Annotated in this window: 18 protein-coding genes; 11 read left to right on the plus strand and 7 right to left on the minus strand. The window is 41.0% G+C overall.

What is annotated here, in order from left to right; translation table 11 throughout:
• Positions 1-121: 121 nt before the first annotated feature.
• The 7 genes from B2Y23_RS04530 to B2Y23_RS04560 all read left to right on the plus strand — a co-directional run bounded on the left by B2Y23_RS04530 (position 122) and on the right by B2Y23_RS04560 (position 6,103).
• Complete coding sequence (locus tag B2Y23_RS04530) at positions 122-499, plus strand: hypothetical protein (protein ID WP_291369298.1); 378 nt, start codon at positions 122-124, stop codon at positions 497-499.
• Positions 493-1,695 carry a CsgG/HfaB family protein gene (locus tag B2Y23_RS04535; RefSeq protein ID WP_291369300.1) on the plus strand — a complete coding sequence of 401 codons (1,203 nt, stop codon included), beginning with the start codon at positions 493-495 and terminating at the stop codon, positions 1,693-1,695. Before B2Y23_RS04530 ends, B2Y23_RS04535 begins: the two co-directional genes overlap by 7 nt.
• Before the next feature lie 85 nt (positions 1,696-1,780).
• Entirely contained in the window at positions 1,781-2,395 is a 615-nt protein-coding gene (locus tag B2Y23_RS04540; RefSeq protein ID WP_291369302.1) for a hypothetical protein, read from the plus strand.
• A gap of 726 nt (positions 2,396-3,121) precedes the next feature.
• The gene (locus tag B2Y23_RS04545; RefSeq protein ID WP_291369304.1) at positions 3,122-3,499 is read left to right on the plus strand and encodes a hypothetical protein; all 378 of its coding nucleotides are present in this window, start codon (positions 3,122-3,124) and stop codon (positions 3,497-3,499) included.
• Positions 3,493-4,698 carry a CsgG/HfaB family protein gene (locus B2Y23_RS04550; RefSeq protein WP_291369305.1) on the plus strand — a complete coding sequence of 402 codons (1,206 nt, stop codon included), beginning with the start codon at positions 3,493-3,495 and terminating at the stop codon, positions 4,696-4,698. The genes B2Y23_RS04545 and B2Y23_RS04550 overlap by 7 nt, the downstream gene beginning before the upstream one ends.
• Positions 4,699-4,783: 85 nt before the next feature.
• Positions 4,784-5,392 (plus strand): hypothetical protein, encoded by a 609-nt coding sequence (locus tag B2Y23_RS04555; protein WP_291369306.1) that lies wholly within the window; start codon positions 4,784-4,786, stop codon positions 5,390-5,392.
• Between the two features lie 285 nt (positions 5,393-5,677).
• A complete protein-coding gene (locus B2Y23_RS04560) occupies positions 5,678-6,103 on the plus strand; it encodes an Imm44 family immunity protein (RefSeq protein WP_291369308.1) in 426 nt (141 codons plus the stop codon).
• A 114-nt stretch (positions 6,104-6,217) separates the two neighbouring features.
• Here B2Y23_RS04560 and B2Y23_RS04565 read toward each other — a convergent pair whose 3' ends face one another.
• From B2Y23_RS04565 to B2Y23_RS04575, 3 genes are all read right to left on the minus strand, one after another.
• Complete coding sequence (locus tag B2Y23_RS04565) at positions 6,218-6,793, minus strand: xanthine phosphoribosyltransferase (protein ID WP_291355219.1); 576 nt, start codon at positions 6,791-6,793, stop codon at positions 6,218-6,220.
• 92 nt (positions 6,794-6,885) lie between these two features.
• Positions 6,886-7,599 carry a DUF3108 domain-containing protein gene (locus tag B2Y23_RS04570; RefSeq protein ID WP_291369310.1) on the minus strand — a complete coding sequence of 238 codons (714 nt, stop codon included), beginning with the start codon at positions 7,597-7,599 and terminating at the stop codon, positions 6,886-6,888.
• Between the two features lie 163 nt (positions 7,600-7,762).
• Positions 7,763-8,443 carry a hypothetical protein gene (locus B2Y23_RS04575; protein ID WP_291355222.1) on the minus strand — a complete coding sequence of 227 codons (681 nt, stop codon included), beginning with the start codon at positions 8,441-8,443 and terminating at the stop codon, positions 7,763-7,765.
• Positions 8,444-8,682: 239 nt separating this feature from the next.
• Here B2Y23_RS04575 and B2Y23_RS04580 point away from each other — a divergent pair, with 239 nt between their 5' ends.
• The gene (locus B2Y23_RS04580; RefSeq protein WP_291355224.1) at positions 8,683-9,561 is read left to right on the plus strand and encodes an energy transducer TonB; all 879 of its coding nucleotides are present in this window, start codon (positions 8,683-8,685) and stop codon (positions 9,559-9,561) included.
• 130 nt (positions 9,562-9,691) lie between these two features.
• On the opposite strand, the gene B2Y23_RS04585 is transcribed toward B2Y23_RS04580, so the two are convergent.
• The 4 genes from B2Y23_RS04585 to miaB all read right to left on the minus strand — a co-directional run bounded on the left by B2Y23_RS04585 (position 9,692) and on the right by miaB (position 13,402).
• Positions 9,692-9,991, minus strand: coding sequence for an antibiotic biosynthesis monooxygenase family protein (locus B2Y23_RS04585; RefSeq protein WP_291369312.1), 300 nt, complete (start codon positions 9,989-9,991; stop codon positions 9,692-9,694).
• 340 nt (positions 9,992-10,331) lie between these two features.
• Positions 10,332-10,814: an rRNA maturation RNase YbeY gene (gene ybeY / locus B2Y23_RS04590; protein ID WP_291369314.1), complete on the minus strand. Its 483-nt coding sequence runs from the start codon at positions 10,812-10,814 to the stop codon at positions 10,332-10,334.
• A gap of 20 nt (positions 10,815-10,834) precedes the next feature.
• Positions 10,835-11,908, minus strand: a complete 1,074-nt coding sequence (locus B2Y23_RS04595; RefSeq protein ID WP_291369316.1) for a PhoH family protein — start codon at positions 11,906-11,908, stop codon at positions 10,835-10,837.
• 39 nt (positions 11,909-11,947) lie between these two features.
• Positions 11,948-13,402 carry a tRNA (N6-isopentenyl adenosine(37)-C2)-methylthiotransferase MiaB gene (gene miaB, locus B2Y23_RS04600; RefSeq protein ID WP_291355231.1) on the minus strand — a complete coding sequence of 485 codons (1,455 nt, stop codon included), beginning with the start codon at positions 13,400-13,402 and terminating at the stop codon, positions 11,948-11,950.
• A 355-nt stretch (positions 13,403-13,757) separates the two neighbouring features.
• Between miaB and B2Y23_RS04605 the strand changes: the two genes are divergently transcribed.
• From B2Y23_RS04605 to B2Y23_RS15455, 3 genes are all read left to right on the plus strand, one after another.
• On the plus strand, positions 13,758-15,731 hold the full coding sequence (locus tag B2Y23_RS04605; protein WP_291369317.1) for a lytic transglycosylase domain-containing protein: 1,974 nt from the start codon (positions 13,758-13,760) through the stop codon (positions 15,729-15,731).
• 32 nt (positions 15,732-15,763) lie between these two features.
• On the plus strand, positions 15,764-16,420 hold the full coding sequence (locus B2Y23_RS04610; protein WP_291369322.1) for a ribonuclease T2 family protein: 657 nt from the start codon (positions 15,764-15,766) through the stop codon (positions 16,418-16,420).
• 167 nt (positions 16,421-16,587) lie between these two features.
• On the plus strand, positions 16,588-16,658 hold a 71-nt coding region (locus B2Y23_RS15455), incomplete at its 3' end, for a hypothetical protein (RefSeq protein ID WP_414632117.1).

Here is a 16,658-nt window from a genome sequence, read left to right on the forward strand (position 1 = left end):
TGTGAAAGCGAATAAATTTTGTTTTTTATTTTTTTTATGTGATTTAATGTTTTTAATATAAATTTAAGCTTACTCGGGTTGAAGATAAATAAACATCTTGGGTCAGAGGGCATTAAAGATTATGAGAATATTAATGATCAATATGGGTTTATTTTGTTTATGTTTTCTGAATAATGCTTACGCCACCTCGGATGAATGGAGCCAGCGCTGGAAAGCCTCCAGCAGTCGTTCCAATGAGAATCTGGTTCAGGCCAATCTGATTGAGCTAAAGGATTCTGATTATTATGAGGGCTTGGGCAAGACCACCATCAACAGTACATCGACAAGTTCCATCGGTACGGTAAATACCCCGACCAACAATATCACTATCAGTGGTTCAAACAACGGTGTAGGCATTTCCAATGAATTGCAGAATGATGCTCCGGTCAGTTCAAATACCAATCAAAATAATCCGCGATGCCCTAATTTAAGCACCCAGCCGGGAGCATCGTTATGCTGAATTTCCCGTTAAATAGAAAAACAATATCTGCCCTGGGTAGCACGGTGCTTTTTGGCTATCTGCTAACAGGCTGTACCGGCTTGGCTTCTTCCAACAAGAAGCCGGTTAGCTTGGTGCAGGGTCCTCCGATCACCGATATTTTTACCCCTTTTGATATGGCCTTGTCCTGTTTGAAAGGGCAACTGCGTAATGATGTCAGCTTTTCGGTGGGTGCGATTTTGGACCAGACCGGAAAAGATGTGGTGACCAATGGCGGTAGTGGCAAGATGGTGACCCAAGGCGCGGGAGATATGGTGCAGTCTGCCTTGTTTCAGGCCGGGGTCAGCCTATTGAACCGGCGTGATCCGCGGATTATCGAAAGTGAAGCCAAGTGGGGTATCCGCGATGCAAAACAAATCAAAGCCTCTGATTATTATGTGACTGGCAGTATTAACAGCCTGGATTTTATTCCAGGCGGTGGGCTGGATATGCAGATTGCTGGTGTCGGGCCCAATTACAGTCAGACCCGCATTATGGTTGGTCTGGACTTATCCCTGACCGATACCCGCAGCAGTAAAGTGGTGGCCAATGTTTCACTGCAAAAACAGATTGCCGCGCAGGATTATGGACTCAGTGCAGGCCGGTTTGCAGGCCGAACCTTGTTAAATATTCAAATTGGCAAAGGGGAGCGCGAAGCGACCAATTTTGCCTTACGCCAAATGTTGAATTTGGCCACCTTTGAGCTGCTCAGTCAGGTCGTGCCTCCGGCCGTATTTGAAAGCTGCCGTGCGCAAATACCCGCTGAATTTGGCCGCTTAAATTTAACGCGAAGTTCGGTGGCGCTGTACAAGTACAAGCAGAGTCAGCAGCAGAACAGTATAGATTCAGATCAGACTGTCTCGGAATCAAACAGTACTCATTCCTCCAATGAAAAAAATAAGTCAACTGACTCACCGAATAAAGATACTAAACCGCCCAAACATAAAGAATCCGAAGTGATTGAGAATCCTGAACAGGAGCCTGAAATGAGCAAACAGGAGCTGATTAAATACATCAGCAGGAAGCAGGATTCATCTTCTTCAGACAAGAAAAATGACCAAAAAGACAATAAGGACAATAAAGACAAGGACGATAAAGAACAGGAAAAGAGTTCGATGCTATGGGATGCCAATCCTGAGGTGGTGGAAAACTATTGGTCAAGCACACAACGCGATTAGAAGAGAGATAAAAATGGGCTCGCTCCCATGATCAGAAGAAGTGCTGAGCGAGCAGTACTTCAAAACTCGAAAAGGAAGAACAACTATGAAGAAGACTGTTAAAACAATCGCCTTATCCGTCGCCTTCCTGACCGGTGCCGGCATGGCTAATGCTCAAGATACTGAAGTCGCTGTTGATACAGGTCTGGAAACGGCCTTGGCTACTTTATCTCAGCAGGTCACAAATGGCTCTGCACTTAACCTTGCAGTCAATACCGCTGATATTAATGCAAGTGTCAACACAGAGGGAGGTTTTGATACCGTTAATAATTTTGAAAATACCATAGGAACATCAGCACTGGGTGCGGTAAATACAGGTGATCTCAGCGTAGAGCAAGGTAGCTTGAGTGTTCTAAGTACCGGAACCCTCAGTGCAACGCTTGAAGATCAACAAAGTCAATTGGAGTCGTTGACTGATACCGAAACGGATACCTCTTCAGAGATTGAAAATACGCTCAGTCAAAGCCTGGATGGGGACTTTAATGAGGAGTTGACTCAAACTCTAAGCAATTACAGTGTAGCCAATGTCGCCTTTAACTCCGGCGCTATTGATGCATCTGTCAATACAATCACAGAAGGAACCGAGAATAACATCAACGGTATCAAAACTTCTGCAATCGGTGCTGTAAATACAGGCAGTATTACAGTAACCGTAAAGTAACTTCATTCTTGACATGAACAAGGTCTAACTATTGCCAAATAGTTAGGCTTATTTTTTTTAAATCATTGATTTTAAAATTTAAGTAAGAAGTATGAATTTTTTTGGCATGATACTTAATGGCATTTACCGAGTGCGTTGTTTTTGGTTAATCGCTTCAATTAGCTAAATCAAAACGACTTGAATCTTTGCCTGAAAATGATTCATGACTCGAGTTTCAATGCCAGAGTTGCGGCGCTTTTTGAATGGGAACCCCTATTTTTGGAACATCCAACTTTTTCTTGGAATTACTTTATAAATATTCTTAATCGTGATTGGTTAATTATATTTTTTATAAAAAATAGAGTTTCATCACATTTAAATGAAAGTTCTAATAAAATCAAAGTTTAGCGGTTTATAGAATTAAGAGACTTGGATAAGTTGACTCTTTGTTTATAAAATTCCGTTTTTATTGATATAAAAAATATATTAATAAGATTAAATTTTTAAGGTAAATTTTAATTTTAAAGATTTATGACATAATGATTTCTTACAATTCACAATTCAATAACAAAAGAAAATTTTTTATATAAAACAAATAAATAAATTTTTAATAAAAATGAAAAATATGTGAAAGCGAATAAATTTTGCTTTTTATTTTTTTTATATGATTTAATATTTTTAATATAAATTAAACCTTACTAAATAAAAAATAAATAAACATCCTGCTTCAAAGGACGGGTAATGATTATGAAAATATTAGTGATCAATGTGGGTTTATTTTTTGTGTGTGGGCTAAGCAATGCTTATGCCACCTCGGATGAATGGAGTCAGCGCTGGAAATCATCAAGTAGCCGTTCCAATGAAAATCTGGTCCAGGCCAACCTGATTGAGCTCAAGGATTCTGATTATTATTCTGGACTAGGCAAGACCACCATCAACAGCACCTCCACAAGTTCCATTGGTACAGTGAATTCAGCTACGAGCAATGTGAACATAAATGGTTCAAATAATGGCGTAGATATTTCCAATGACACTGTAAATGATGGGGCGGTAAATTCGACCACCACTCAAAATAATCAGCAATGTCCTAATTTAAGCACCCAGCCGGGAGCATCGTTATGCTGAATTTCCCATTAAATAACAGAAAACTATTTTCTTTGAGTGCTGTAATTGTTTTAAGTCAACTTTTGAGCAGTTGTACTGGTATGGCGATTTCCAACAAGAAACCGGTTAGTCTGGTGCAAGGACCGCCGATCACCGATATTTTCACCCCTTTTGATATGGCCTTGTCCTGTTTGAAAGGGCAACTGCGTAATGATGTCAGTTTTTCGGTGGGTGCAATTCTGGACCAGACCGGAAAAGATGTGGTGACCAATGGTGGTAGCGGCAAAATGGTGACCCAAGGCGCGGGGGATATGGTGCAGTCTGCCTTGTTTCAGGCTGGAGTCAGTCTATTGAACCGGCGTGATCCGCGAATTATTGAAAGTGAAGCCAAGTGGGGGATTCGTGATCCGCGACAAATCAAAGCCTCTGATTATTATGTGACCGGAAGTATTAACAGTCTGGACTTTATTCCAGGCGGTGGTGTAGATATGCAGATCGGCGGAGTTGGACCCAATTACAGCCAGACCCGCATTATGGTCGGTCTGGATTTATCCTTGACCGATACCCGCAGCAGTAAAGTAGTGGCCAATGTTTCCCTGCAAAAACAGATTGCTGCACAGGATTATGGCCTGAGTGCAGGCCGATTTGCAGGGCACACTTTATTGAACATTCAGATTGGCAAAGGAGAGCGCGAAGCGACCAATTTTGCCTTGCGCCAAATGTTGAATCTGGCCACCTTTGAGTTGCTCAGTCAAGTGATCCCGCCCGCAACATTTGAAAATTGTCGTGCGCAAATCCCGCCAGAGTTTGGCCAATTGAGTCTAACGCGTAGTTCGGTTGCGCTGTATAAGTACAAGCAAAACCAAAGTCAAAACAATGCAAACTCTCCGAGCGTTATTTTGGAATCATCTTCAGATAATGGCCATTCCTCCGATGAGAAGAATAAATCGACCAACTCACCCAATAAAGACATCCAGCCGCCTAAGAAAAAAGAATCCGAGATGATTCAAAATCCTGAACAGGAGCCTGAAATGAGTAAACAGGACCTGATTAAATACATCAGCAGAAAGCAGGGTGCATCTTCTCCAGGCAAGGTAAATAAAGAGAAAAACAGTAAAGACCAGGAAAATAATCACAAAGAAGAGGAAAAAACTTCAATGCTGGGAGATGCCAATCCTGAGGTTGTGGAAAACTACTGGTCAAGCACACAGCGCGATTAAAAATATATAAAAATGGGCTCGCTCCCATTATAAAAAGAAGTATTTAGCGAGAAGTACTTCAAAACTTAAAAAAAGGAAAATAACCATGAATAAGACTATCAAAACCATTGCCTTATCCGTTGCCTTCCTGTCTGGAGCAGCCATGGCAAATGCTCAAGAGGTCACTGTAAATACTGGTTTACAATCAACCCTGGCTGTTTTAGCCAATCAGGCTGCAAATGGTACGGCGCTTAACCTTGCCATTAATACCAATAATATTGATGCAACCGTTAACACAGCGGGGCGTTATAATGAACTTGAGAGTGTGGGAGATGCCATTGCTATAGAAACGTCAGCACTGGGTGCCGTGAACACTGGGAGTATCAATTTGCAGCAAGGTAATCTGAGTGCGCTGAATACAGGTACATTCGATACAACTCTTGATGCTGAAAGAAGTGCGGCACGTAGTTTGGAAGAATGGCGTTCTGAGGGTTCATCAGAGATTGAAAGCTCTATCAGTACAGCGCTGAATATTGACACTTATGATCAATTCTCTGAAACCTTGAGTAATTACACCGCTGCGAATATAGCCTTCAATTCTGCGGCTATTGATGCATCTGTGAATACAGCTGGATTTGAGAATCATATTGAAGGTATCAAAACTTCTGCAATTGGTGCTGTGAACACCGGTAGCATTACTGTGACCGTAAAGTAAATCCACCTTTCAATATGATCCAAGGTCTAACTATTTGCGGATAGTTAGGCCTTCTTTGATCTTACAATAATATAATTATAAATTGTTGATTTCTTTGTTTTGTAAATTCTTTGGCACTTTTATTATCTGAAATAATTGCTAACTTTTAAAAATAACTTAAGATAAAAATAAGCAAATAAATGATAAGGAAGCTTAGATGTAACGGAAGTTATACTGAGCAAACCTATATGAAAAACCTCGACAGGAGGTCGGAGATATATAAAATCAGGCTATTAAGAGGCTTTTATGCACGTGTGGTTAAGTAGTGAATCAAGTAAAGAAGTATTAAATGAAGAACAATTAACACAATTGAACGTTGCCCGTAATTATGTGAAGAATATTCTTAATAATAGGCTTGAGCATGAAACTTATGATATTCCTTTAAATAGTTGGGACTGTATTACAATAATGATGGGTCCAACAGGCTTTGAAGAACGGGTCATGTATTCCTTTAAGCAAAAGACTATGGATTTTCGCTTAAAAATCAATCATGAAGAATTTAATTCAACAGATGATTTAGGACGCCAAAAGCTTATTTTTGAAATGATGCTTAGAAGTTTAGATTTGCTTAAAATGAAATTTGAAAAGGTTAGACCTAAACTTGATCCAAAAGTTTATGAAGAGTTTGAAAGACTTAAAAAAGACTTTTTAAAGATTGCAAAAATTAAATAGTCAGTGATTGGGTAGACACAGATCAGGTGATCTATCTCACATACAGTTTTTATAATAAAGCCAAATACAAAAAAAGAGCACCTTAGCGCTCTTTTTTAAATTTAGCTGAAGTTCTTAGTCACGAACAAATTCAACAGTGCCATTTTCTAAAGATTTAACGCGTGCCAAAGATTCAACACGGTAACCTTTATCTAGTAATAATTGGCGACCAGGTTGGAAAGATTTTTCAATCACAATACCAATACCTACAACTTCAGCTTTTGCCTGATGAATTAAATCAGCTAGGCCTAAAGCTGCCTGACCATTTGCCAGGAAGTCATCAATTACTAAAGCTTTATCGCTAGAGCTAATATGCTTGTTTGAAATGGCAATCGTGCTTTCAATTTGTTTAGTGAAAGAGAAGACTTTAGAGCGGTATAAATCATCTTTTAAAGTTAAAGATTGATATTTACGCGCAAAGATTACAGGCACACCAAGTTCTAAACCGGCCATTACCGCTGGAGCAATACCAGAAGCTTCAATGGTGATAATTTTAGTGATTCCTGCATCTTTAAAACGAGCAGCAAACTCTTTACCAATTTGCTGCATTAATACAGGATCAATTTGATGATTCAAGAAAGCATCAACTTTCAGAACTTGATCAGATAGAACGATACCTTCGCTTAAGATTTTCTGTTCTAGTGCGTGCACGGGAGAATTCCTCTAGGGGGCAGATGCTTTTTCAAGCAAAAGCGTATTTTAAAAAGGCTCTCAGAAAATGCAAGCGAAATTGATCAAATCGATTAATTCGTTGTGCCTTTATAACCTGTTAACAGTAAACCATAGGAGGTTTTACCATCTTGATGGGTCACTTTCACTGGTGCGTAGTCCAGTTTAGGGGCTAACCAGAAAATGGTATCGCGATTCGGCTTACTATGCTTGAGTACCACTTTAATGGTATCGAAAGTACCATAAGAGGTTTTTACTGTTTCATTACCTTGTTTAATAAAATGACGTGATTCCACTTCTTTGGCATCGGCAATTAAGTAATTCGATTTTAACCCTGAAGATTTTAAATCTTCACGTAATTGTAATTCGGCATTCAGCTCATCCAGAACACCAGCTTTCCAGTCAAAAGAATAGGTTTTTTTATCTTTTTTGCCAGAAATGGTTTTAGCATTCGGGTTGAAATCAATACTCATTGTATTGTTGTGAACCAGAATTTTGCTCTGACGATTAAAGCTGTTAGAAACAATATCGCCGCTATTATTTAAGCTGAAATGGCTGGTTTCTGTTGCAGAGGCCATAGCGCCTGCTTTTGCCGCGAAGACATAGGTCCAGTTGTTTCCCGACTTGCTTAAAGTCCGTGTTGCCGAGCCCATGTTCTTGCCATTGTAGTTAAATTGATAACTTGCCTGGAATGGACTCATGGCAAATGCCGGGTTGATCCCAGCGAACAACAGTGTAGTTGTTAGACCAGATGCCAGGGCAACTGTTTTCAATACATTGTGAGCCATAAGTAGAGTGTTCCTATGCAGTTTTTTAAAATGTAAACTTCTGTGCAGCTGCTATTATGCCTGCTGAATATAGAGATAAAATTCGAAAGTTTATGCAATCTGTATCTTTAATGTAGTTTTTTTAGTTAAAACCACAGACTTACATTTGTAAAACTCATTTAACCTATTTTTGCTTAATCGGGCTGACTGTAGTTTCCTCTAGCTCTTCATCAACTGCCCAAACGTCCATTGGTTCTTCGGACATTTTTCTGAATAATGCAGTCAGATTGACATTGCCTATTACCACCAGTTCAGCTTCACGTAAAACTGCATGGTTGACATGAACTTTGGCTAAGGTATCAATGATAGAGCGTTTTTTGCCTAACCAGCGGTTTAAATCCAGATGCAATAAATCATCTTTGACCTTAATAACATTCAGTTTCTCAAGGATCATGCCCAAAGGGTCTTTATCGAGTACTTTTTGATAGAAAAATAAAGCAAATTTTACGGCAAGCTTTTGAAATATATTTTTGAATTTGGCTTCAATTACCTTGGTATCGCTAATCTGTTCAAACACAATCAGCTGGGTATCTTTGTTCAGTTCCATCTGTACCAGTTTCAAATCGACTGAAAGGGTAATGTATAAACCCTTGACATCAAGCGTTGCGTATAAGCGTAACCAGTCTTCATGCAAGTCGGCATGCAAGTCCTTCAGCATGGAAACATTGTCAGTGACAAAGCGCTGAAAAGTTGCATTTAAAAAGACCTGAGAAAGGGGAAATTCACGCTCATCTTCAATAAACCCTTCAGCCTTTTGATACACCTGGCGTATACGTTTAGAGATATTGGATAGTAGCGTTTGCATATAAGGCATCCCAGCGAGTTAATCTTCTTAAACTTCAATAGATTTTGTCGAAAGTATTAAAAATACAGATATTCCACCTTGCAGTTTAGCAAAATTAATTGCACCATTTTCATGATTTTAATTGTCTACAGCCTGCTTATTGATTGAGTTCTCATTTTTTCATTCAAAAGTAGATGCCGTGTTTATTTTATACTGCTTTTATGCAGTTTGGGGACCAGACTTTTTGTCGGTTTAATGTGATGCTTAAGAAAATCAGTTTTGCACCTTTAATGCATGCATGGTGGAAAGATCCTATTTTCACAAGCGCAGTGATTTTAGCTGCTCTTTTGCATTTGATTATTTTGACCTTACAATTTGCCATGCCTGAAGAAAGTGATGCAGCGGTCAAAGAAATTGCCGTCACTTTGCGTCCCAGTCAGGACAAGATAGAACATGCGGATTTTCTGGCACAGGCAGATCAGCAAGGCTCAGGCACCTTTCGTGAAGCGCACCGTATGTCGAGCGATATGCCGGCAGCGATGATTGAGCAAATGACAGGTGAGCAGCAACAGGAAACCTTGGAGCGTTTACAGCAAAAGAGTGAACTCAGCTTTGAAGAAAAAGTGCTGATGACCACATTAAGCTGGAAGAAAGAAGCAGAACAGAATCAGCGTAAAAAAGCCATGCAGGAACTGAATAGCCAGTTTCAGGCCAAGGCAGCTATGGTGGCAAGTTTAGAAGCACAATATTTACAACGCCAGCAAAATTTCAGCCGTCAGCAAAAAATTAAAACGGTGGATGGTATACAAGCCAAGCAGGATATTTCAGCAGCTTATCTGGAAAAATTCCGCCAGAAAGTTGAATTTTACGGTAACCGTTATTATCCGGATGCGGCCAAAGTGCAACGCCTCGCCGGGGAAGTCCGTTTAATGGTGATCCTGAATAAAAGCGGCGGGATTCGTGCTATTCGCCTGATTGAGAGTTCAGGTCATGCTTTATTGGATGAGGCTGCAAAAACTTCAGTGCGTAAAGCGGCACCTTTTGGTGGTTTTGATCAAGGTATGAAAGATATTTCAGAATTGCGCATTGTCCGGACTTGGCGTTTTGATCCGGCAGAAGCAGAGTTTGAAGTACATTAATTCTTCTCTATGTAGTAATACTGCTCATCCTTTTAAAAGGGTGAAGGTTCCCAATCTTTATTAATAAGTACAATTCTTCCTCCCTTTGAGAGGGGGGATATAGAAAACTATTTAAACTATTGTGAAATATTTAATAATTTAAGTCTGCATAGCTTTTCTGAATTTCACAAATTTCAACGCTAAAACTTTTATACCATTTCTCTTTCCCTAAGCGCTGCGCAACTTGATGTTCTGCATCTCTATGCCAAGTTTGAATATCTTCTAAACTATTCCAGTAGGATGGGGCAATCTCAAAATCATTTTCGCTGATCGCTTCAAATTTCTGGCAGTTGAATTGTGTAAGGGCTTTTTCACGTAACAGTTGGGCTGTTCTGGAATATTCATGATCTAAAATATTTATTTTTGCTTTAAAAATGACAACGTATTTCATGCAGTATGATTTTTATTGTATTCAGGCGGCTCTTTTATAAGGGAAGCAATGTCTCTTTTGCAAGAAAAGAATAGTGAATCGGGTTTGAAATAGGATGAATAAAAAGAAGGTTTTTCTAAGTTTTTAAAAAAATATTTGGATAAGCATAATGAAGAGTTTATTAAATTTACCCTCATCCTCTTGCAGAATATATTCTTCATCCCATAGGCAGGAGGAACTATCAGTTTTAAATGAATATTGAGAAGTTCCTTCTCCTTTAAGAAAAAGGTTAGGGTGAGGTCAAGCTCTAATATGGAGCATAAAAAGCGAGCCTCAGCTCGCTTTTTATGATTTATAGATTTTAAACTTGCTCAATATAAGGGTTTTCAAATCCAAGTTTGGCCAGAATCTTAATTTCCAAAGCTTCCATTTCCTCAGCATCTGCATCTGAAGTTTCATGGTCATAGCCCATTAAATGTAAAGTGCCATGAACCAGCATATGGGTAAAATGTGTCAATGGTGCTTTATTTTGCTCAGAAGCTTCACGAAGCACCACAGGAATACAAATCACCAAATCGCCAATCGGGAAGGCATCTAAATATTCAGCCATTTCATCTGGAATGTCGCTTGGAAAAGACAACACATTGGTAGGCTTATCTTTTTGACGATATTCCAGATTAAGCTTATGACTTTCGTCATTATCGACACAGGCAATGCCAATTTCGCAATTACTTTGTGTGCCGATATAACGTAAAGCTGTTTCTACAACTTTTTTAATGTAGGCACGTTTCAAGACCAGTTCAGGGGCTTGAAAGTCCTGTTGTAGGGAAAGACTAAGTTTCAAAATGAATCCTTATTTAAAGCTCACTGCTGTGCATCGGCAGCCGCATCATTTTCAGCAATTAATGCCTCCTGAAGCGCTTTACGTTCTGCCCGAGCTTCAGCACTTAAACGCTGTTGTTCACTGTCCCAACCCTCATAGGCTTCAACAATTTTTTGTACCAATTGATGACGCACCACATCGCGAGAGTGGAAGCGGGTAATATGAATTTCCGGAATTTTATCAATCACACGTAAAGCGTGGGATAAACCTGATTGCTGGCCACGCGGTAAATCGACCTGGGTGATGTCGCCAGTAATGACCGCACGAGAACCAAAGCCTAAACGGGTCAGGAACATTTTCATCTGTTCTGGGGTGGTGTTTTGCGCTTCATCCAAAATCACGAAAGAATGGTTGAGGGTACGGCCACGCATATAGGCGAGGGGCGCAACTTCAATCACCTGACGTTCAATCAGTTTGGCGACTTTTTCAAAGCCCAGCATTTCATACAGGGCATCATAAAGCGGGCGCAAATAAGGATCGATTTTCTGGCTTAAATCCCCCGGTAAGAAACCGAGTTTTTCACCGGCTTCCACCGCAGGACGAACCAGTAAGATACGCTGGATTTCGTTACGTTCCAGCATATCTACTGCAGCAGCTACGGCCAGATAGGTTTTACCGGTACCTGCAGGACCAATACCAAAAGATATGTCGCTTTGTAAAATACGTTGCACATAACGTTTTTGATTGGCACCGCGTGGATTGATACGACCTTTACGGGTTTGTAGCCACACTTCATCCAGACCAGCGTGTTCCTGGTGTGGATCGATTTGCAGTTCACGATCTGTCTGACTGCCCTGAATCATCAGATGCAGGGTGTCTGCGCTGACTTGCTGGCTGGTTTCAGTTTCTTCATGTAGACGCATCAAGAGGCTTTCGGCTCTCTCTACTGCATCAATTTCACCATCGATGTAAAAAGCATCACCTCGATGGGAAATTTTGACCTCTAAACGTTGTTCGATTTGTTTCAAATGACCGTTATAAGCACCCAGCATGCCTTTTAAACGCTCCATTGAAATACCAGGAAAAGTTACTGTACGTCGGATCGCTGCAGTCAAGAGTATTCCTTATAAAATGATCTGGCTGATCACCTTACATTACGCCACGTCAGGCTCAAGATTCAAGAGCTCACCGTAAACAAAATTCAAAGTTTTAATTTCGGTAATCTCAATTTCGGCGAAACGCCCCACCCATGCAGCATCGCCAATGAAAGAGACCAGACGGGTATTGTCTGCGCTACCAATCAACAGATTCGGATCTTTGTCGGAAACTTTTTCAATCAGAACGCGTTGGATGGTACCCAGCATGGCATCTGTTTTATCAATGCTTGAACGTTTAATCCATTGCTGAACTTTGGCCAGACGTTCTTTTTTCACATCTTCAGGGGTATTGTCTTCAAGTTCCGACGCTGGTGTACCCGGACGTTTTGAATAAATAAAGCTGTAAGAATGATCGAAATCGAGGTCTTGGATGAATTGATACGTTTCTTCAAAGTTCTCATCGGTTTCGCCGGGGAAGCCAATAATAAAGTCTGAAGATAAATGCATGTCTGGACGGACGGCGCGTAACTTTTTAATTTTCTCGATATAGACATCGATGGTGTGGTTACGTTTCATCGCCTGCAATACATCATTAGAACCGCTTTGTACCGGCAAGTGCAGGTGTGAAACCATTTGTGGCAAGTCACGGTAGCACTGAATCAGGTCATCATTAAATTCAAGCGGATGTGAAGTGGTGTAACGTAAACGGCCAATGCCCGGAATTTCAGCTACCAAGCGCAGTAAGTCGGCAAAGGTACAGATATTGCCTTCAAACGTTTCACCGCGGTAACCATTAACGTTTTGACCTAAGAGCGAAATTTCACGCACGCCTTTTTCTGCCAGACCTGCAATTTCAGCAAGTACGTCATCTAAAGGACGCGATACTTCTTCACCACGGGTATAAGGCACTACGCAGAAAGAGCAGTATTTTGAACAGCCTTCCATAATCGAAACAAATGCTTTATAGCCTTCAACACGCGGTTCAGGTAAAAAGTCGAATTTCTCAATGTCGGGGAAGGAAATATCTACCAGCTTGATTTTTTCTTTCTTTGGTTTTTCAATCTGATCGTTATGCTGATCCAGCATCTGCGGCAAACGGTGCAAGGTTTGTGGGCCAAAGACCATATCCACATAAGGTGCACGTTTTTGAATGTTGTCACCTTCCTGAGAAGCCACGCAACCACCGACGCCAATCACCAGATCAGGATTTTTTTCTTTCAGTTTGCGCCAACGACCCAATTCGGAAAATACTTTCTCCTGAGCCTTTTCACGAATTGAACAGGTATTCATCAGCAGAATATCTGCATCACTCGGATCAGTGGTTAACACATAACCGTGTGAGTCGCCTAGAAGATCTGCCATACGATGACTGTCATACTCATTCATCTGACACCCTTGCGTTTCGATATACAGTTTTTTCACTGAACCGTCGGCTGGGGTGTGCTGTGGCTGGGTAACAGTGTTTTCTGAAGCAGCTTGGGCACTATTTGGAATGAAGGTTTGAACCGTCATGTAGGCTCCTAAAGGATAAATCGATGAAATTACAATTCAAGATGGACCCGGATAAGGTGAGCCAAGCGAGCAACATTTCCTTTTTATTTCAATATTTAATGCTATTGATAGGAAAAGTGAGGCTGGCTGTCATCTTAAAAAATTGCAATTCGAATACAAGAAAGGCGCATATTTTAGCAGGAATCGAAGAGAAACTTATAGTCATAAATAAAGCTAGAAGAATATTGATTTGTTAAGTAAAAATGAATGAAAATTAATATTGTCTAATCATAAGGTTACATAACAGAACAGTAGAGTAGTGTAATAATAATTAAACTATTCAAAAATGATTAGGTGCGACGTAAGGCAATACTAAATGACAGAAGGCAAGCATATGTTTAATCGGGTAATCAATAAAAAATATTATAAAGTGCTTGCTTTAGGTTTGGCATCAACCGGCTTTGCTTCAATTTCTCATGCGGCTGATGAACAATTTAATGATGCTTTACGGGCTGCAAATGCTGGAAACTTAGCTTTATTGCAACAATATCAGTCATCTATGCAAAATGATGTGCTGGGCTATTATCCGGAATATTGGGCATTGAATAACAATTTGGCCAATCAGCCTGCAAGTCAGATTATTAACTTTTCCCAGCGTTATCCGCAATCGGCAATGGCTGAAAAACTGGCTGCCGATTATGTCGAAGAAAAGGTCAAGCAGGCAGACTTTGCCACCGCGCAGCCCATTTTGCAGTATGTGACCAATCCGGATCAGGCGGAAAGTTGTGCAGTTGCTCAAGTTCGTGCTAAATCCGGTGATCCTTTGGTTTTTGCTGAATATAAGGATGTATGGCTGGCCACCAATTCACAACCTGAGTCGTGTACGGGTCTGGGCCGGATGATGCTGGCTAGCCCATTGATGACCGAACAAGACAGACAGCAGCGTCTGTGGGGACAGCTTCGCGCAGGTCAGTCAGGTTTGGCCTTGGCTACTGCGCAAACGCTTGGGGTGAACCTGTCACTTGCACAGCTTAATCAGATTCAGGCTAATCCTTTGAATTATTTATGGTCAGCACCTAAAACCACCAGTGCAGATCATGCTTATTTGATTTATGCCCTAGGTCGTCTGGCAGACAGGGACTTAAATACCGCGATGGCTTCGGTAAAAAATGCAGCGCAAGGTACGCCGTTACAAGTGCAAAAAGCGCTTTATCGTACCGTGGGCTATATTGGCGGGACCACGGTAATGAAAAATAATTTTAACCGTGAAGTGCTGAATTATCTGGATGTCAGTTACGGTTTGCCATTTAGTGCCGAGGAAGCGGAAATTTATGCCCGTCAGGCGATTCGTTTTAGTGCCTGGGAGAGCCTGATTCGAGCGATTGATACGATGAGTGTGAGCCAGAAACAGGAAGATCGCTGGCAGTACTGGTTGGCGCGGGCCTCGGAACAACGCGGCGACGCCAACTCTAAGCGTGTAGCGCAAGAAATTTTTAAAAAATTGGCACAGGGGGATGATTACCATAATCTCCTGGCCAAAGATAAGTTAGGGCAGAGTTACAATAATATTCCCACGAATGTTCAACCATCAAATAGTGATGTGCAGCGTTTAAGCCAGAATATTCATTTCAGCCGTGCTTTTGCCTTACGCCGTGTCAATGCACCAGATAATTATGTGAATCGTGAATGGAACTGGGCAGTACGTCAGGCTTATTTAAAACATGATGATGGCTTGTTACTTGCCGCTGCAAAACGTGCGACTGATATAGGCTGGTATGATCGGGCGATTTACGCTGCTGACCGTACTGAATCTAAACACAATTATTCTTATCGTTATGCCATGCCACATCAAAGCTATGTGGTTAGCCATAGTCGCAATGCTGGTATAGATCCTGCATGGGCCTATGGCTTGATGCGTCAGGAAAGTCGTTTTGTTACCCAAGCACGTTCACATGTGGGGGCAGGCGGGTTAATGCAAATTATGCCGGATACGGCAAAACTTGTGGCCCGCCAAATGGGTGAAACCTATAACCCTGCGGCTTTAACCGATATGAATACCAATATTCGTTATGGCACTTTTTATTTATCCATGATTCAGAGTCAGCTCAGCAATAGTCCTGTGCTGGCAACGGCTGGCTATAATGCCGGTCCAAACCGGGCACGTCGCTGGCAACCCGATGCTCAACCAATTGCTGCTGACCAATATACAGAAAGCATTCCTTTAACTGAAACACGGGATTATGTAAAACATGTGATGACCAATGCCACCCATTACGGCGTATTACTTGGGCAAGGGGCACAATCGATTGAGAAGCGGATGAATATAATTCCATTAAGAAATAATCCTTAAATTTTAATTTTATTAATAGGTTCGGTTTGTTGATGATATTTTTTGGGCAAACTTCAGTTTTAGCAAGATGGGCATTGTTCGGGGTGAGTGGTGCTGGATTAGGGCTGTTTGCACCTCAAATTTTTGCTGCTCCTTTGCAGGGCTATATCATGGTGGTGCAAATGACCCCTGCAGTATGTATGTTTGATGCCCAGAAAGCAAAACAGCGAAAATGTCTGGAAGGTTATTCGCTGAATATTTCCGGTCTGTATCCGGAAACATCTCAAACCGAGTGCAGGACTGCATCTTCTGCGAATTTATCTCCCTTGCAGGCGAAAGTCGTGGCCCGTGTCATGCCCGATGAAAATGCGCGCACGCAACTTTGGCACGGGATTGGGGGCTGTGTGCAGATGAACTCAAGTCAATATTTTCGCACCATCATTAACTATGCCGAACGTCTCAAAATTCCGACTGAACTCACCAGCTCTGAAACGCGAGTCATGTATCAGGCTAATCTTCGACAGCAATTTTTGCGTTTGAATCCAAGTCTACCGGCCAATGCAATTCGATTTAATTGTGTAACTTCGCAAGGAAATGCAGTTCTGACTGAAGTGAAACTTTGCTATAAGAATAACGGGCAGTACAAACGATGTTCAGTACAAGTAGAAAATACTTGTCCAAATGCATTTACAATAAAAGGTTCTTACTAAGCTTCTTTTTATATTTTATTTATATTTCCTATCAGACTTTTGTTGAAATTCATTTTCTTTTCAATGCATATCGAAAAAGATTGGAGTACAATCTTTCGCGTTTATGATTATTAGATTAAACATCGATTATTTAATCGCATTGACTATCCTCAATTGGAGATAATTACATGAAGCAACCTGTTCGCGTTGCCGTTACTGGCGCTGCTGGTCAAATTGGTTACAGCCTATTATTCCGTAT

It is taken from the genome of Acinetobacter sp. UBA5934, from assembly GCF_002430855.1.
GTDB lineage: Bacteria > Pseudomonadota > Gammaproteobacteria > Pseudomonadales > Moraxellaceae > Acinetobacter.